This is a genomic window from Bradyrhizobium sp. Mp27 (genome assembly GCF_029953005.1).
Lineage (GTDB): Bacteria > Pseudomonadota > Alphaproteobacteria > Rhizobiales > Xanthobacteraceae > Bradyrhizobium > Bradyrhizobium barranii.
Genome location: NZ_JASAUS010000096.1, coordinates 1 through 16,125 on the forward strand (window position 1 = coordinate 1; position 16,125 = coordinate 16,125).

Below are 16,125 nucleotides of genomic sequence, written 5' to 3' on the forward strand. Positions count from 1 at the left end.
CATAAACGTCCTGCCTGACCGGCTACTGCTGTTCAGCGGCGCTGACGGCGATCATCAGGTGGGGGAGTTTCAAGTGACCATACCCGGGGGATTTTGACCGACCCACGGGGTTCGTCATCGTGATCGCGTCCATCATGGCGCTGAATCCGCTTGCGATGGACATGATGCTGCCGGCGCTGCCCAACATCGGGGCAGCCTTCGCCATTCCCAACGCCAACCATCTTGGTACTCTCGACCTTCCTGATCGGCTTCGGTGCCGGCCAGTTCGTCATGGGCCCGTTGTCGGACCGCTTCGGGCGTCGCCCGGTGCTGCTCGGCGGCATGGCGGTCTATGCGGTGGCGAGCGTCCTGGCGGTCGCCGCGCCCTCGTTCGAGACGCTGCTGCTGGCGCGCGCGCTGCAGGGGCTCGGCACATCGGCAACGCGCGTGATCGCGACCTCGATCGTGCGCGACTGCTATGTCGGCCGCCGGATGGCGAGCGTGATGTCGCTCGCCATGATGGTATTCATCGCGGTGCCCGTGATCGCGCCCTCGTTCGGGCAGGCGGTGCTACTGGTCACGCAATGGCGCGGCATCTTCGTCGTCCTGATGCTCTACGGGCTGCTCGCGCTCGCATGGAGCGTGCTGCGGCTGCCTGAAACCCTTCCCGAGTCCGAACGCAGGTCGCTGGCGCCCGCCGACGTGCTCTCGGCGTTCCGGCAGACCGTGACCAACCGCCAGACCATCGGCTATGCGACGGCCGCCGGCAGCGTGATAGGCGCGCTCTTTGCCTATGTCTTCTCGGCGCAGCAGGTCTTCACCGGCATCTATCATCTCGGCCACTATTTCCCGATTGCCTTCGCCGCGATCGCGGCCGGCACCGCCATCGCCGGTTTCCTCAATGCGAAGCTGGTCGGGCGGCTCGGCATGCGCGTGATCTCGCACGGCGCGCTGACGCTCTACACCGCGGTTGCGGGCGTGATGCTGCTGACGGAAAGCCTCGGCATGCTGCCGCTCTCCTTGTTCATGGTGCTGTCCGCCCTGATGATGTTCTCGTTCGGCATGATGGTCGCGAACTTCACCGCACTGGCCATGGAGCCGCAGGGCCACATCGCGGGCACCGCCTCCTCGCTCTACGGCTCGATCACGACGCTGATCGGCATCGTCGTCGGCATGGCGATCGGGCAGAGTTTCGACGGCACGCTGCTGCCGTTCTCGGTCGGCTTCTTCCTGTCGACGCTGGCAGCGCTTGCGATCGTGCTGGTGGTGGAAAAGGGACGGCTGTTCAAGCCGCATCATCGTCCCATCGCCTGAGGAACTTCCCGGCCGCATCGATGTTGTACTGCAGCAGTTCGAAAGGCCGCCTCATGGAACCGGAACATCGCGAAGACAACACCACCCCGGATCGGGCGGAAACTGAACACCCGACGTCGGACGCCGACCGAACTGCGTTCACTCCCCCCTTCGCGAGCGAAGGCCTCGAGCGGATCCGCGACAGCCACTGCTGAGCGCAAAGCCTAGTCCGTCAGGCGCCTGCTGGCGCTGAAGTCCTGCGCGGCGCTCTCGGGCGTCGCGCTGCTTGTTCTCGGCGGTACGATCAGCACGACCACGTCCCGTGTCAGGCCGGGCTTGCCCCATAGCGTCGCCTGCACGGTGAACTGGCGCCTGACGAAATGCTCGGCGCGCGCGGACACGGACTCCATCCACCTGCCGCAATAGTCCTGGCCGCTGAAACAGAGCGCGGCCCAACCGCGATCCAATGTCGTCTTTCGCGGCATGCCCCACGTGTACTGAAACTCGAACGGCCGCGCGTAATACGGATGGTCCGGACTGTAGAACGCGGTCGCAAAGGCCAAGGAATCGTCGCCACTGACGGCGCTGAGGGGCTCGCCGGTCAGCTCGTGCCATTCCCGGGTGAGCTCACTGGCTACCTGCTCGTAGAAATTCCGGCCCTCTTCGTAGCCGTGATTGTTGCGATAGATGGCGTGAATCGGGGCGGCGACGACGACAGCGGCGAGCCCAACGATTGCGGTGATGATCGTGACGTTGACGGTGTAGAATCTTTCGATCGGGTAGCGCGTGCCGCAAACGATCAGCACGACGAACAGGAACAGCCCTTGCAACGCCCATAGCGACGGCAGATCGGTGCCCATCGCCAGCGACGTCAGGACCGGCAGCACGATCGTGCCGATCGCAACGTAAAAAAGAAGCCGCAGGCCGGAGCTCATCGCGGCGAAGTCGGCCGCAAATTGTCTCAGCCGTGTGCCGGCGATGATCACCCAGAAGACGGCCGATACGCTGATGGCCGCCAGGAGTCCGAGCAGGAAGTTCTGCACCTCGCCGAGCGAGCTCACGAAGTTGCCGTTGGCGTGCGTCATCGCGTAGGTGAAGGCCGACGCGCCCGTCGTCGCGAGCCAATAGATGTGCGGCGACAACATCGCGAGCCCAACCACGACCGATATCCACGGCGAAGCGGACGTGAAATAGGCGCGGCGCGCGGGATGAGCCAGCGCGGCAAATGCAAAGCTCGCCACGAGGAAGACCGAGTAATATTTGCCAACCATCGCCAGCGCCGTCGTGCATCCTACGGCGACCGCCCAGGCCGCGCTGCGGGTCTCGAACGCGCGCAGAAAACACCAGGTCGCGAGCGGCCAGAGCGCAAGCAGCACCGCATTGGCGTTGAAGCGCTGGGCGTGGAATTGATAGGCCGGCGTCAGCATCAGGAGCAGCAGCACCAGGATGCGTTTGTGCCCGGTCACAAACTGCCGTGCGATCCGGTCGACGAAAAACAGGGCGAGCCCGGCATTGGCCATCGCCATCAATTGCAGCGACCAGTCGCTGAGCGGGAAGACGGAGGTCCACACCGCCGTAACCCAGCCCATCAGCGGCGGATGCTTGTGGTACCCCCACGCGAAACGGCGCCCGAGCGTCCAGGCCTCGAGGGTATCGGGGTGCAGGCCGCTGCCGGCATAGGCGACGGCCAGATAGATCGTCCAGAGCGCGACGAAGCACACAATGAGAAGCGGCACGGCCCAGCCCGTCTCGACGCCGTCGAGCCAGCGCAGGAAAGGCCGCCGCCATCGCGCCGGCGCGCGATCGGACCGCTCGGCCATCGCCCGAAATGCAAAATCAATCGACACGGGACTCAAATGCAGGAAGGAAGTGATGCGCAAACTGCGCACATCTATTTCAAGCCAGAAACAAATAGCAATGATTGAACACTGGAAGAGTTAAAAGCTGACGCGAGGCTGACAAACGAAAACGGCGCCGCTGATGACAGCGACGCCGTGTAACGATCGGGGAAGGCGCGCTGGCGCGCCCTCGCTTTACTCGGTCTTGTCGATGTTCCAGAACAGCGGCGTCGCCGGGCCGTCGAGCACGCCGGTGAGCGACTTCCGCCACGCGCTCGGCGCCAGATACTGGCCGAGCGGCACGTAGATCACCTGGTCATAGGCTTCCTTCTGGATCTCGGTCGCGATCTTCTTCTGATCGTCGAGCGAGGCGGCGCGGACGAAGTCGTCCTTGAGCTTCTCGATTTTGGCGTTTTCCGCCCAGCCGAACCAGCCCTTCTTGCCCTGCCCGCCGATCGACAGATTGGCGATCGGGTTGGACACGTCGGCGCTGACCCAGTTGGTGAAGAACATGTTCCAGCCGCCCTCCTTCGGAGGCTTCTGGCTGGCGCGCCGGCTGACCACCGTCTGCCAGTCGGTCGCCTGCGCGTCGACCTTGAAGCCGGCTTCGCGGAGCAACTGCACCGCGACCGTCGGCTGCGCCTTCAGCGTCACGACGTCGCCGGGCACCATGACCACGACGGGCGTGCCGTCATAGCCGGACTCGGCGAGCGCCTTCTTGGCTTCCGCCATGCCGTTGCCCTTGACCAGCGATTCCGAGCCGACGTCGGTCGCGAACGGCGTATCGCAGATGAAGAACGCACCGCAGATCTTGTAGTATTTGGGATTGCCGACGAGCGCGTCGAGCACGTCCTTCTGGTTCATCGCCAGAAGTGCGGCACGGCGGATCTTCGGATTGTCGAAGGGCGGATAGAGGAAGTTCATGCGCCCAAGGGTCTGGTAGCCGAACTTGTTCAGCGTCTCGGTCTTAAGGTCGGCATTGCCTTCAAGCACGGGCAGCAGATCCCACGGCGGCACTTCCATGAAGTCGATGTCGCCCGATTGCAGCGCGTTCACTGCGGTCTGCGCATCCGGCATGGTGATCCATTCGACGCGATCGACCTTGACCACCTTGCCTCCGGCAGTCCAGCTCGACGCCTCCTTGCGCGGCACGTAGTCGGTGTTCTTGACGTACACCGCCTTCACGCCGGGCTGGAATTCACCCTGCACGAACTTGAACGGACCCGAGCCGATCTGCTCGGGGATCTGCTTGTCCGGCGGCGTTTCGGCGAGACGCTTCGGCATCATGAAGGCGACGCGCGAGGACGGCTTGCCGATGGATTCGAGCACGAGGCCGTAGGGCTCCTTCAGCTTCAGCGTGATCGTCTTGGGGTCGGTCGCCTCGATGCTCGCAGTAAACTGCATCATCTGCTGGCCCATGCCGTCGACCGCGGCCCAACGCTTCAGCGAAGCGGCGCAGTCTTCCGCCGTCACCGGCGTACCGTCGTGCCACTTCAGGCCGTCGCGCAGCGTGAAGGTGTAGGTGAGCTTGTCGTCGGAGATCTTCCAGTCCGCCATCTGCGGCTGGATCTTGAAATTCGAGTCCGTCGCGATCAGCGTGTCGTAGACCATGTAGCCATGGTCACGCGTGATGTAGGCGGTGGTGAAAATCGGATCGATGATGCGCAGATCCGAATGCATCACCGCGGTGATGGTCTTGCTGGCGGCGGCAAGTACCGGCGAGGCCATCGCCGTCGAAAGCGCAACGACCGATAGCGCAAGTGTGGAGGCGAACGCGCGACGCCCCCGGCGCATCAAGCTCAACATAAAAGTTTCTCCTGACGTGAAACTGTTCAAAGGCAGGTTATTGGTTGAGCATTCGGTTCGTTCTTTAGGCGAACTAACCTCATGCGATGCCTTTGTCTTTCGAGACTTGCAGACAGTGCTGAGCGCGTCAATCCGGTTTCGCTGCAGCCCCAAGCGGCGTGCTCACGGGCTCCACAAAGATCGGTTTGGCTCTACAACGCTTTCCGCCAGTCCCGTCCGCGCCAATGCAATGCGCGTTCCATCTTTCGAAGCCTGAGAGACATTAAGATGAATCCAGCCAATCTTCCCTTCGATTCCGAGGCGATGCTCGAGGGCCTGCGCACCTGGGTGGAATGCGAGAGCCCGACCTGGGACGCAGGCGCCGTGAACCGCATGCTCGATATCGCAGCGCGGGATATGGCGATCATGGGTGCGACGATCGAACGCATCGGCGGCCGGCAGGGCTTTGGCGGCGTCATCCGCGCGCGCTTCCCGCATCCGAAACAGGGCGAGCCGGGCATTCTGATCGCCGGGCACATGGATACCGTCCACCCGGTCGGCACCATCGAGAAGCTGAAATGGCGGCGCGAGGGCAACAAGTGCTACGGCCCCGGCATCTATGACATGAAGGGTGGCAACTACCTTTCGCTCGAAGCGATCCGACAGCTGGCACGTGCTTCCTTCACCACGCCGCTGCCGATCACCGTGCTGTTTACGCCCGACGAGGAAGTCGGCACGCCCTCGACGCGCGACATCATCGAGGCGGAGGCCGCGCGCAACAAATATGTGCTGGTGCCCGAACCGGGCCGCGCCGACAACGGTGTCACCACCGGACGTTACGCCATCGCGCGTTTCAATCTGGAAGCGACGGGCCGGCCGAGCCATGCCGGCGCGACATTGTCGGCCGGACGCTCGGCGATCCGCGAGATGGCGCGGCAGATCCTCGCCATCGACGCGATGACGACGGAGGATTGCACTTTCTCGGTCGGCGTCGTGCACGGCGGACAATGGGTCAATTGCGTTGCCACGACCGCCACCGGCGAGGCGCTGTCGATGGCCGCGCCAGGCCGATCTCGACCGCGGCGTCGAGCGGATGCTGGCGCTGTCGGGCACGACCAATGATGTCACGTTCAAGGTGACGCGCGGCGTCACGCGCCCCGTATGGGAGCCGGATGCCGGTACCATGGCGCTTTATGAGAAGGCGCGCGGCATCGCCAAATCGCTCGGCACTGAGCTACCGCATGCGAGCTCCGGCGGCGGCTCCGACGGCAACTTTACCGGCGCGATGGGCATCCCGACGCTCGACGGCCTCGGCGTGCGCGGCGGCAACGGCCACACGCTGGAAGAATTCATCGAGGTCGAGAGCCTGGTTGAACGCGGGCGCCTGATGGCGGGCTTGCTGGCGACGCTAGAGTAAATTGAATCAACTTCGCACTGCACAATGCGTTGGCAGTCGCGGTTGAAATTTAGCCTTGTCTAAAAATGAGGCGCATCGTACTGCTCGATTGTCCACGCGACGATGCGGGAGAGATCGCAACGAGAGTTCAGGCTTTCGTTGCGGCGCCGACGGAGCAACCGCCCCGGAAACTCTCAGGCAAAAGGACCGTATCGTCAGGACGATCTGGAGAGAGGCGGCACGGCCAATGTGGTCGTGACGTCCACCGAAGGGGATAGTCCGGAGCTGACCTCACCGAGGTCCGCACCGGATCAAGCTCTCAGGTAACCGTGACAGATGGGGCGCCGCCAACGGCCTTTGGCCGGCGGTTAGCCTATCCTAACTCACGGGAGCCCCGAACCTGCCATGACCCATATCGCCATCATCGGCGCCGGCATCACCGGCGTAACGACTGCGTATGCCCTGCTCGAACGCGGATATAAAGTGACGGTGCTCGACAAGCACCGCTACGCCGCGATGGAGACCTCCTTCGCCAATGGCGGACAGCTCTCCGCCAGCAATGCCGAAGTGTGGAACAGCACCGCAACGATCCTGAAAGGCCTGCGCTGGATGTTCCGGCGCGATGCGCCGCTGCTGATGAATCCGCGGCCGAACTGGCACAAATATTCGTGGATGAGCGAGTTCGTCGCCAATATCGGCAACTACCGCGCCAACACGGTTCAGACCACGCGGCTCGCGATCGAAGCCCGCAAGCATCTGTTCGAGATCGCGGAGCGCGAAGGCATCGACTTCGATCTCGAACGCCGCGGCATCCTGCACATCTATCACGACAAGAAGGGTTTTGAATCCGGCCTGCAGGTCAATGCGCTGCTGAAGGAAGGCGGGCTCGATCGCCGCCCGGTGACGCCGCAGGAGATCCGCGCCATCGAACCGACGCTGCGCAAGGACTATTTTGGCGGCTTCTACACGCCGTCGGATGCGACCGGCGATATCCACAAGTTCACGCGTGGACTTGCGGAAGCCTGCAAGCGGCGCGGCGCGACCTTTATCCACGAAGCCAACATCGATTCCATTGCCCAGGCAGGTGGCGGCTTCGTCATCGGCTGGGCTGATCTTTCGGCCAGTGACACTGTCGCATCCGCGCGCGGCATGCTGAAGGCGGATGGCGTCGTGATCTGCGCCGGCGTGGCCAGCCGTCACTTCGCCGCCCTGCTCGACGAACGCGTCAACGTCTATCCGGTGAAGGGCTACTCGATCACCGTTCAGCTCGACACTGCCGCAAGCCGCAATGCGACGCCGACCGTGAGCCTGCTCGACGAGGCCGCCAAGATCGTTACCAGCCGGCTCGGCGCCGATCGCTTCCGCGTCGCGGGCACCGCCGAATTCAACGACTTCAACCGCGACATCCGCGCCGACCGCGTGCAGCCGCTGGTCGACTGGGTGCGCAGCAACTTCCCCGGCGTCGAAACGTCCAAGGTCGTGCCCTGGGCCGGGCTGCGGCCGATGATGCCGAACATGATGCCCGTCGTGCGCGCAGGACGGATGCCAGGCGTGTTCTTCAACACCGGCCACGGCCATCTCGGTTGGACCTTGTCGGCCGCGACCGCGCAGATGATTGCCGGTACCATCGACGGCTGGCGCGGGCTCAACGCACCGCCGACCGCACCCTCACTCAGGGTTGAGCGCGAGTTCCGCCATGCATCCTGAGTGGCCGATATCGGAGGCTCGGCGGCCTCTTGCGACCGCCCTGCCCTTGGCACACAATTTGCCCCGAAAGGTCGGCTTCTCCGGCCGGCTTTCCAGCCCGAGTGACAGGCGTGCATGATAGACAGAACCGATTCCACGGGGGCCTTGCGGCCCCGCAAGTTCCGCAGCCGGAGATAGGTGCATGCTAGGTTATCTCATTCGCCGCGTTCTGGCCGCGGTGCCCGTGATGGGCGTCGTCGCGCTGTTCGTCTTCCTCCTGCTGCGGCTGACGCCGGGCGATCCCGCCGCCATTCTCGCCGGCGATAACGCGACCCCGGAACGGCTGGAACGCATCCGTGACTCGCTCGGCCTCAACGAGCCGCTGATCGTGCAATTCATCACCTGGGTGAACAAGCTGCTGCACGGCGATCTCGGGACGTCGCTGATCTCCAACCTGCCAGTCATGAAGATGATCAGCCAGCGCGTCGAGCCGTCGATCTCGATCGCGCTCTCGACGATCATTCTCGCCGTGATCGTCGCCGTGCCCCTGGGCGTCATCGCGGCGTGGAAGCACGGCACCTGGATCGACCGTTTCGTGATGGGCCTCTCCGTGCTCGGCTTCTCCGTGCCGGTGTTCGTGGTCGGCTATCTCCTGATCGAGGTCTTCGCGATCGACCTGCGCTGGGTGCCGGTGCAGGGCTTCCGCAGCATCTTCAACGGCTTTGGACCGTTCTTCGAACGCATCATCCTGCCAACCTGCGCGCTCTCCTTCATCTACATCGCGCTGATCGCGCGCATGACGCGCGCGGCGATGCTCGACGTGCTCGGTGAGGACTACGTCCGCACCGCCCGCGCCAAGGGCATCAACGAGGTCGCCGTGATGATGCGCCATGCGCTGCGCAATGCCGCGGTGCCCGTCATCACCGTGATCGGCACCGGCTTTGCGCTGCTGATCTCCGGCGTCGTCGTCACCGAGAGCGTGTTCAACATCCCCGGCATCGGCCGCCTCACGGTGGACGCGGTGCTGGCGCGCGACTATCCCGTCATCCAGGCGATGATCCTGCTGACGTCGCTGATCTATGTCGTCGTCAATCTCCTGATCGACGTCGCTTACACGCTGCTCGATCCCCGGATCCGGTACTAGGGCTAAGGATAACAACAAAAATGTCCGTCGATAGCCTTCCCCAGTCATCCATTCCGATCACGTCGCCACTGCGGCCGCGATTCGGATTCCTCACCTCGACGCCGATCATCGCGGCGGCCACGATCTTGCTCGCGCTGATCGTGCTGGTCTCGATCCTGGCGCCGCTGATCGCGCCGCACGATCCGGTCCAGCTTGCGCCCTCGCAGCGGCTGAAGCCGGCCTCGGCGCAGTTCCTGCTCGGCACCGACGCCTATGGCCGTGACCTCTTGTCGCGCGTCATCTATGGCGGCCGCATCTCGCTCCTGATCGGCATCGGCTCGGCGATCCTGTCGATCGTCATCGGCCTTGCGATCGGCCTCGTCTCCGGCTTCTTCAAGCTGGTCGATGCCGTCCTGATGCGCGTCATGGACGGCCTCATGGCGATGCCGAGCATCCTGCTCGCGATCGCCGTGGTGTCGCTGTCCGGCGCCAGCATCTGGACCGTGCTGGTCGCGATCACCATCCCCGAAATACCGCGCGTGGCACGCCTGGTGCGCTCGGTCGTGCTGTCCGCACGCGAGGAGCCTTATGTGGAAGCCGCTATCTCGGTCGGCTCCAGCCTGCCGAAGATCATGTGGCGCCATCTGATGCCGAACACGATCGCGCCGCTGATCGTCCAGGGCACCTATGTCTGCGCCTCCGCGATCCTGACCGAGGCCATCCTCTCCTTCCTGGGCGCCGGCATCTCGCCGGAGACGCCGACCTGGGGCAACATCATGGCCGAGGGCCGCCAGTATTTTCAGCTCAAGCCGACGCTGATCTTCTGGCCGGGACTGCTGCTTTCGATCGCCATCCTCAGCATCAATCTGATCGGCGACGCCGCCCGCGACGCCCTCGATCCCCGCATGAAGCAGCGGGAGGGCAAGTGATGACGGATCAAGTGATGACCAACCCAGTCCTCGACATCAACAACCTCGTCGTCTCCGTCGGCAAGAAGCCGAAGAGTGCCAACATCATCGACGGCATCTCGATCCAGGTGCACAAAGGCGAGACACTGTGTCTCGTCGGCGAAAGCGGCTCGGGCAAGTCGGTGACCTCGCTCACCACGATGGGCCTGCTGCCGAAGGGCACGCTGGTTCCGACCGGCGGCAGCGTCAAGCTGGTCGGCGAAGAGATTCTCACCGCGACAGATCGTCGGCTGCGCCAGCTCCGCGCGACGCAGATGGCGATGATCTTCCAGGAGCCGATGACCGCGCTCAATCCGGTGGTGCCGGTCGGCCGCCAGATCGACGAGGTCCTGCGCGCCCACACCGATCTCGACGCCAAGGCACGGAAGAAGCGCATTCTCGACATGATGGAGCAGGTCCGCCTGCCCCAGGTCGAGCGCATCTTCGCCTCCTATCCGCATCGCCTGTCCGGCGGCCAGCGCCAGCGCATCATGATCGCGATGGCGCTGGTGCTGGAACCGAAGCTGCTGATCGCCGACGAGCCGACCACCGCGCTCGACGTCACCACGCAGAAGCAGATTCTGACGTTGATCCGCGACCTCCAGCGCGATCACGGCACGGCCGTCCTGTTCATCACCCACGACATGGGCGTGGTGGCCGAGATCGCCGACCGCGTCGCCGTGATGCGGCAGGGCCGGCTGGTCGAGACCGGTCCGCTCGAGACCGTGCTGCGCAACCCGACCATGGAGTACACCCGCAATTTGCTTTCAGCGGTGCCGAGCCTGGTGCCGCGCGCGGCGCGGCCCGAGACCAAGGAGCCGGTGGTGCTGGAGGCCAACGAGCTCGGCAAGGTCTATAAGGAGCGCGCCTTCTTCGGCAAAGGCCGCGAGGTCGTTGCCGCCGATAAGGTCACGCTGACGCTGCGCAAGGGCCGCACGCTCGGCATCGTCGGCGAGAGCGGCTCGGGCAAGTCGACGGTGGCGCGGTGCATCGTGCGCCTGATCGATCCGACCTCCGGCGGCGTGCGCCTTGCCGGCCGCGAGATCGCCGACATCTCGCGCCGCCTGCTCCAGCCGCACCGGCAGAAGATCCAGATCGTGTTCCAGGATCCCTATCGCTCGCTCAACCCGCGCATTACCGTCGGCGAGAGCATCGCGGAAGGCCCGATCAATTACGGCACCTCGCATGCCGATGCGATGAAGCGGGCGCGCGAACTGCTCGAACTCGTCGGCCTGCCCGCGGACGCAGTGACGCGCTATCCGCATCAGTTCTCCGGCGGCCAGCGCCAGCGCATCGCCATTGCGCGTGCGCTCGCGCTCGACCCCGACGTGCTGGTCGCAGACGAAGCGGTGTCGGCACTCGACGTCTCGGTTCAGGCGCAGGTGCTGGAACTGCTCGACGAGATCCAGAACCGGCTCGGCATCGCCATCCTGTTCATCACCCACGATCTGCGCGTCGCAGCCCAGATCTGCGACGAGGTCGTGGTAATGCAGCACGGCCGCGTCGTCGAACAGGGCCCGGCCGCCGAGGTGCTGACGCATCCGAAGGAAGCCTACACCAGGGCGCTGCTGGAGGCCGCACCGGGCCGCGGCTGGGATTTTGCGAACTTCAGGCCGGTGTCGGAAGGCGTCGCGGCTACGGCTTAGGTTTGTCCACTCGTCATTGCGAGCGTAGCGAAGCAATCCAGAGTCCCTCTGCGGAGACGGTCTGGATTGCTTCGCTTCGCTCGCAATGACAGGTAGCGACCATCATCATTCGAAAATGACTTAAAGCCATGCGCGGCGGCATGGGCTCCTCGCTTGCCCCCGCCTCGAAGCCAAGGCTAACGTCGCGCACTTTCAAACGCTGGACCAGAATTAATGACACGTATCGCCGTCGGCGGCTTCCTGCACGAGACCAACACGTTCGCCCCGACGAAGGCGACTTTCGCGGACTTCCAGCATGGCGGCGGCTGGCCGGCCATGACGGAAGGCGCCGACGTATTGAAGGTGATGCGCCGCATCAATGTCGGCCTCGCCGGCTTCGTCGACAGCGCCGAAGCCAATGGCTGGAACCTCATTCCGACGATCGCCTGCGGCGCAAGTCCGTCGGCGCATGTCACCAGGGACGCCTTCGAGCGTATTGTGAAGGTGATGGTCGACGGTATCGTCGCCGCCGGCCCGCTCGATGCGGTCTATCTCGACCTGCATGGCGCGATGGTGACCGAGCATCTCGACGACGGCGAAGGCGAGATTTTGGCGCGCGTGCGCCGCGTCATCGGCAAGGACGTTCCGCTGGTTGCCAGCCTCGACCTGCACGCCAACGTCACGCCCAAGATGATGGAACACGCGGACGCGCTGATCGCCTACCGCACCTATCCGCATGTCGACATGGCCGAGACCGGCCGCGCCTCCGCAAGGCACCTCGCCCTGCTGCTGCAGACCAAGCAACGCTTTGCAAAGTCGTTTCGCCAATTGCCGTTCCTGATCGCGATCAGCTGGCAATGCACCAATGACTTTCCCACCAAGGGCATCTACGAGAAACTGGCCGCGCTGGAGAGCGACGCCGTTCCGACGCTGTCCTTCGCGCCCGGCTTCCCCGCCGCCGACTTCCGCGACTGCGGCCCGAGCGTGTTCGCCTATGGCAAGACGCAGGCCGATGCCGACCGCGCGGCCGATGCGATCGTCAAACTGATCGAAAGCCACGAGGACGATTTCGACGGCAAGATCTGGTCGCCCGACGACGGCGTGCGCCATGCGATGGAGCTCGCCAAGAGCGCCAGCAAGCCGATCATCATCGCCGACACCCAGGACAATCCCGGCGCCGGCGGCGATTCCGACACCACCGGCATGCTGCGCGCACTGGTACGCAACAAGGCGAGCGCCGCGACCGGCGTGATCTACGATCCGGCCTCGGCCAAGGCCGCGCATGAAGCCGGCGTCGGCGCCACCGTGACGCTGTCGCTCGGCGGCAAATCCGGCATTCCCGGCGATGAGCCCTATCGCGAGACCTTCATCGTCGAAAAGCTCTCCGACGGCCGCTTCATCGCGCCCGGCCCCTACTACGGTGGCCGCGAGATGGAGATGGGTCCCTCCGCGTGCCTGCGCATCGGGGATGTCCGCGTCGTCGTCTCCTCGCACAAGGCGCAGCTCGCCGATCAGGCGATGTACCGCTATGTCGGCATCGAGCCGACCGCGCAGAAGATTCTGGTCAACAAGAGCTCGGTGCACTTCCGCGCCGATTTCGAGCCGATCGCGGAAAAGCTGATGATCTGCGCCGCGCCCGGCGCGATGCCGGCCGACACTGCCACCCTGCCCTGGACGCGCCTGCGGCCGGGCATCCGCATCAAGCCGAACGGCCCCGTTTTCACGCCCCCATCACGCTAACCGGACAGGACACATGCCCACGATCGACCGCATCGACGGCTTTGCCGACGAACTCACTGCTATCAGGCGCGACCTTCATGCTCATCCCGAGATCGGCTTCGAGGAAGTGCGCACCTCCGGCATCGTTGCCGACAAGCTGAAGAGCTGGGGCATCGAGGTGCACCGCGGTCTCGGCGGCACCGGCGTGATCGGCGTCATCAAGGGCAAGGGTTCGGGCAGCAAGCGCATCGGGCTTCGTGCCGACATGGACGCCCTGCCGATGGAAGAGAACACCAATCTGAAATGGAGTTCGAAAATCCCCGGCCGCTTCCACGGCTGCGGCCATGACGGCCACACCACGATGCTGCTCGGCACTGCGCGCTACCTCGCCGAGACCAAAAATTTCGACGGCACCGTGCACCTGATCTTCCAGCCGGCCGAGGAAGGCCTCGGCGGCGCGCGCGCGATGATCAAGGACGGGCTGTTCGAGAAGTTTCCCTGCGACGAGCTCTATGGCCTGCACAACGCGCCCGACCTCAACCTCGGCGAGATCGCGATCCTGCCCGGCCCGGCGATGGCCAGCGCCGACTTCTTCGACCTGCGCATCACCGGTTACGGCGCGCATGGCGCGATGCCCGAACGCTCCAAGGACGCGGTGATCATCGCGACCACGCTGGCGCAGGCGATCCAGACCATCGTCAGCCGCAACGTCGAGCCGCTGCAGGCCGCCGTCATCTCGATCACGCAGATTCACGCCGGTTCCGCCTACAACGTCATCCCCGGCGAGGCGCACCTCTGCGGCACCATCCGCACCTTCTCGGATGAAGTCCGCGCCCTGATCGCCGAACGCATCCGCACGATCTGCGCCGGCATCGCATCCGCATATCAGTGCGTGATCGAAGCCGACATCCGCGACACCTTCGGCGTGCTGGTCAACCAGGTCGAGCAGTCCAAGGTGGTCGAGGAGGTCGCGCGCACCGTCGTCAACCCCGCCAACGTGATCACCCGCGCCCAGCCGAAGATGGGCAGCGAGGATTTCGCCGACATGCTGCAAACCATTCCCGGCGCCTATTTCTGGATCGGCCACGACGGCTCAGTGCCCGTGCACAATCCCGGCTTCGTGCTCGACGACAAGATCCTGCCGATCGGCGCCAGCATGTTCGCCCGGATCATCGAAACGCGCATGCCGGTAGGTTAGCAATGCACAAAAAGAGCGTCGAAGAGGCCGTCACCTCGCTGCACGATCTCTCCGCGGTCGATCTGATTGCGGGCTATCGCGCCAAGCAATTCTCGCCGAGCGAGGTGCTGGAGGACGTGCTTGCGCACGTCGCTGCGTGGGAACCTCACCTCAAGGCGCTCTACGCGTTCGATCCCGACAGCGCGCGCGAGGCCGCGAAGGCCTCGACCGCGCGCTGGAGCGGGGGCGAACCTTCCGGCGCGCTCGACGGCGTGCCTGTGACGGTGAAGGACAACATCGCGACCAAGGGCGTGCCGGTGCCGCTCGGCGCTGCGAGCGTGAAGCTCGTGCCGGCCGAGAAGGACGCCCCGCCCGCTGCGCGACTGCGCGAGGCCGGTGCGATCATCTTCGCAAAAACCACCATGCCCGATTACGGCATGCTGTCCTCGGGCCTCTCCAGCTTCCATGCGCTGGCACGCAATCCCTGGGACCTCTCCAAGAATCCCGGCGGCTCCAGCGCGGGGGCCGGCGCGGCGGCTGCGGCTGGCTACGGTCCGCTGCATCTCGGCACCGATATCGGCGGCTCGGTCCGCCTGCCTGCGGGCTGGTGCGGCCTCGTCGGCCTGAAACCGAGTTTTGGCCGCGTGCCGATCGACCCGACCTATGTCGGCCGTGTCGCCGGTCCCATGACCCGCACGGTCGACGATTGCGCGCTGATGATGAGCGTGATTGCAAAGCCCGACCGGCGCGACGGCATGAGCCTGCCCGCCGAGCCTCTCAACTGGAAGGGACTGGAGAAATCCCCGCGCAAACTGCGCATCGGCTTGATGCTCGATGCCGGCGTCGGCCTGCCGGCAGAAAGGCCGGTCCGCGATGTCGCGGTGAAAGCCGCAAAGGCGTTCGAATCCGCAGGTAGCGTCGTCACCGAGGTCGACGGCATTTTGACCCGCGAGATGCTCGACGGCCTCGACAATTTCTGGCGCGCGCGGATGTGGGACGATCTGGCCAAGCTGACGCCGGCAGAACAGGCAAAGGTGCTGCCCTACATCTTCAAATGGGGCGCACCCGGCGCAAAGCTCTCGGGCGTCGACGTGATCCGCGGCTTCAACCAGACCATGGCGATCCGCGCTGCCGCGTCAAAGCTGTTCTGCGAGCTCGACTACGTGATCTCGCCGACCGCGCCGAACGTGAACTATCCGGCGGACTGGGCTTCACCCACCAACGATCCCATGAGGCCGTTCGAGCACATCTGCTATACCGTGCCGTGGAATATGTCGGAAAACCCCGCGGTTTCCATCAACGGCGGCTTCGACGCCAACGGCTTTCCCATCGGCGTGCAGATCGTCGGCCGCCGCTTCGACGATATCGGCGTGCTCGGCATGGCCAAGGCTTTTGAAGGCCTGCGCAGCGCACAGAAGCCCTGGCCGAGCCCGCCGGCGGAGTAGCATCCCATCATGGCCGGGCTTGTCCCGGCCATCCACGTCCGAACGGCCGCCATATGCCCAGTCCGCGCAAGACGGATGCTGGCGACCATGCATGACGTCTCTTCGAGACAGA

General features: G+C 64.6%; 10 protein-coding genes, 2 pseudogenes and 2 riboswitches. Of the genes and pseudogenes, 9 read left to right on the forward strand and 3 right to left on the reverse strand.

Annotation, left to right across the window (positions count from 1 at the left end; translation table 11 throughout):
• Positions 1-22 precede the first annotated feature (22 nt).
• Complete coding sequence (locus tag QJT78_RS34110) at positions 23-205, reverse strand: hypothetical protein (protein WP_281460429.1); 183 nt, start codon at positions 203-205, stop codon at positions 23-25.
• On the opposite strand from QJT78_RS34110, the pseudogene QJT78_RS34115 reads away from it, so the two are divergent.
• Positions 135-1,293: pseudogene (locus QJT78_RS34115) on the forward strand (multidrug effflux MFS transporter). The gene QJT78_RS34110 and the pseudogene QJT78_RS34115 sit on opposite strands and share 71 nt — an antisense overlap.
• A 203-nt stretch (positions 1,294-1,496) precedes the next feature.
• Here QJT78_RS34115 and QJT78_RS34120 read toward each other — a convergent pair.
• Both QJT78_RS34120 and QJT78_RS34125 read right to left on the reverse strand, forming a co-directional pair.
• Complete coding sequence (locus QJT78_RS34120; protein WP_240537682.1) at positions 1,497-3,092, reverse strand: glycosyltransferase family 39 protein; 1,596 nt, start codon at positions 3,090-3,092, stop codon at positions 1,497-1,499.
• A 213-nt stretch (positions 3,093-3,305) separates the two neighbouring features.
• Positions 3,306-4,916 carry an ABC transporter substrate-binding protein gene (locus tag QJT78_RS34125; protein WP_028150025.1) on the reverse strand — a complete coding sequence of 537 codons (1,611 nt, stop codon included), beginning with the start codon at positions 4,914-4,916 and terminating at the stop codon, positions 3,306-3,308.
• 267 nt (positions 4,917-5,183) lie between these two features.
• Between QJT78_RS34125 and QJT78_RS34130 the strand changes: the two are divergent.
• The 8 genes and pseudogenes from QJT78_RS34130 to QJT78_RS34165 all read left to right on the forward strand — a co-directional run bounded on the left by QJT78_RS34130 (position 5,184) and on the right by QJT78_RS34165 (position 16,013).
• Positions 5,184-6,312: pseudogene (locus tag QJT78_RS34130) on the forward strand (M20/M25/M40 family metallo-hydrolase).
• A gap of 95 nt (positions 6,313-6,407) precedes the next feature.
• A riboswitch (glycine riboswitch) is annotated at positions 6,408-6,511 on the forward strand.
• Between the two features lie 3 nt (positions 6,512-6,514).
• Positions 6,515-6,629, forward strand: a riboswitch (glycine riboswitch).
• Between the two features lie 67 nt (positions 6,630-6,696).
• Complete coding sequence (locus QJT78_RS34135) at positions 6,697-7,998, forward strand: D-amino acid dehydrogenase (protein ID WP_028150023.1); 1,302 nt, start codon at positions 6,697-6,699, stop codon at positions 7,996-7,998.
• A 181-nt stretch (positions 7,999-8,179) separates the two neighbouring features.
• Entirely contained in the window at positions 8,180-9,121 is a 942-nt protein-coding gene (locus QJT78_RS34140) for an ABC transporter permease (RefSeq protein ID WP_014494267.1), read from the forward strand.
• Positions 9,122-9,141: 20 nt separating this feature from the next.
• Positions 9,142-10,029, forward strand: a complete 888-nt coding sequence (locus tag QJT78_RS34145) for an ABC transporter permease (protein WP_028150021.1) — start codon at positions 9,142-9,144, stop codon at positions 10,027-10,029.
• A 14-nt stretch (positions 10,030-10,043) separates the two neighbouring features.
• The gene (locus QJT78_RS34150) at positions 10,044-11,693 is read left to right on the forward strand and encodes an ABC transporter ATP-binding protein (protein ID WP_028150020.1); all 1,650 of its coding nucleotides are present in this window, start codon (positions 10,044-10,046) and stop codon (positions 11,691-11,693) included.
• 213 nt (positions 11,694-11,906) lie between these two features.
• Positions 11,907-13,412, forward strand: coding sequence for a M81 family metallopeptidase (locus QJT78_RS34155; RefSeq protein ID WP_038944322.1), 1,506 nt, complete (start codon positions 11,907-11,909; stop codon positions 13,410-13,412).
• A gap of 13 nt (positions 13,413-13,425) precedes the next feature.
• Positions 13,426-14,589 (forward strand): M20 aminoacylase family protein, encoded by a 1,164-nt coding sequence (locus tag QJT78_RS34160; RefSeq protein ID WP_028150018.1) that lies wholly within the window; start codon positions 13,426-13,428, stop codon positions 14,587-14,589.
• Between the two features lie 2 nt (positions 14,590-14,591).
• Positions 14,592-16,013 (forward strand): amidase, encoded by a 1,422-nt coding sequence (locus QJT78_RS34165; protein ID WP_028150017.1) that lies wholly within the window; start codon positions 14,592-14,594, stop codon positions 16,011-16,013.
• Positions 16,014-16,125: the final 112 nt, after the last annotated feature.

Coding starts and splice junctions, on each gene's coding strand:
- QJT78_RS34110 (WP_281460429.1), bottom strand. CDS start 205: ATGGCGAAGGCTGCCCCGATGTTGGGCAGCGCCGGCAGCATCATGTCC.
- QJT78_RS34120 (WP_240537682.1), bottom strand. CDS start 3,092: ATGGCCGAGCGGTCCGATCGCGCGCCGGCGCGATGGCGGCGGCCTTTC.
- QJT78_RS34125 (WP_028150025.1), bottom strand. CDS start 4,916: ATGTTGAGCTTGATGCGCCGGGGGCGTCGCGCGTTCGCCTCCACACTT.
- QJT78_RS34135 (WP_028150023.1), top strand. CDS start 6,697: ATGACCCATATCGCCATCATCGGCGCCGGCATCACCGGCGTAACGACT.
- QJT78_RS34140 (WP_014494267.1), top strand. CDS start 8,180: ATGCTAGGTTATCTCATTCGCCGCGTTCTGGCCGCGGTGCCCGTGATG.
- QJT78_RS34145 (WP_028150021.1), top strand. CDS start 9,142: ATGTCCGTCGATAGCCTTCCCCAGTCATCCATTCCGATCACGTCGCCA.
- QJT78_RS34150 (WP_028150020.1), top strand. CDS start 10,044: ATGACCAACCCAGTCCTCGACATCAACAACCTCGTCGTCTCCGTCGGC.
- QJT78_RS34155 (WP_038944322.1), top strand. CDS start 11,907: ATGACACGTATCGCCGTCGGCGGCTTCCTGCACGAGACCAACACGTTC.
- QJT78_RS34160 (WP_028150018.1), top strand. CDS start 13,426: ATGCCCACGATCGACCGCATCGACGGCTTTGCCGACGAACTCACTGCT.
- QJT78_RS34165 (WP_028150017.1), top strand. CDS start 14,592: ATGCACAAAAAGAGCGTCGAAGAGGCCGTCACCTCGCTGCACGATCTC.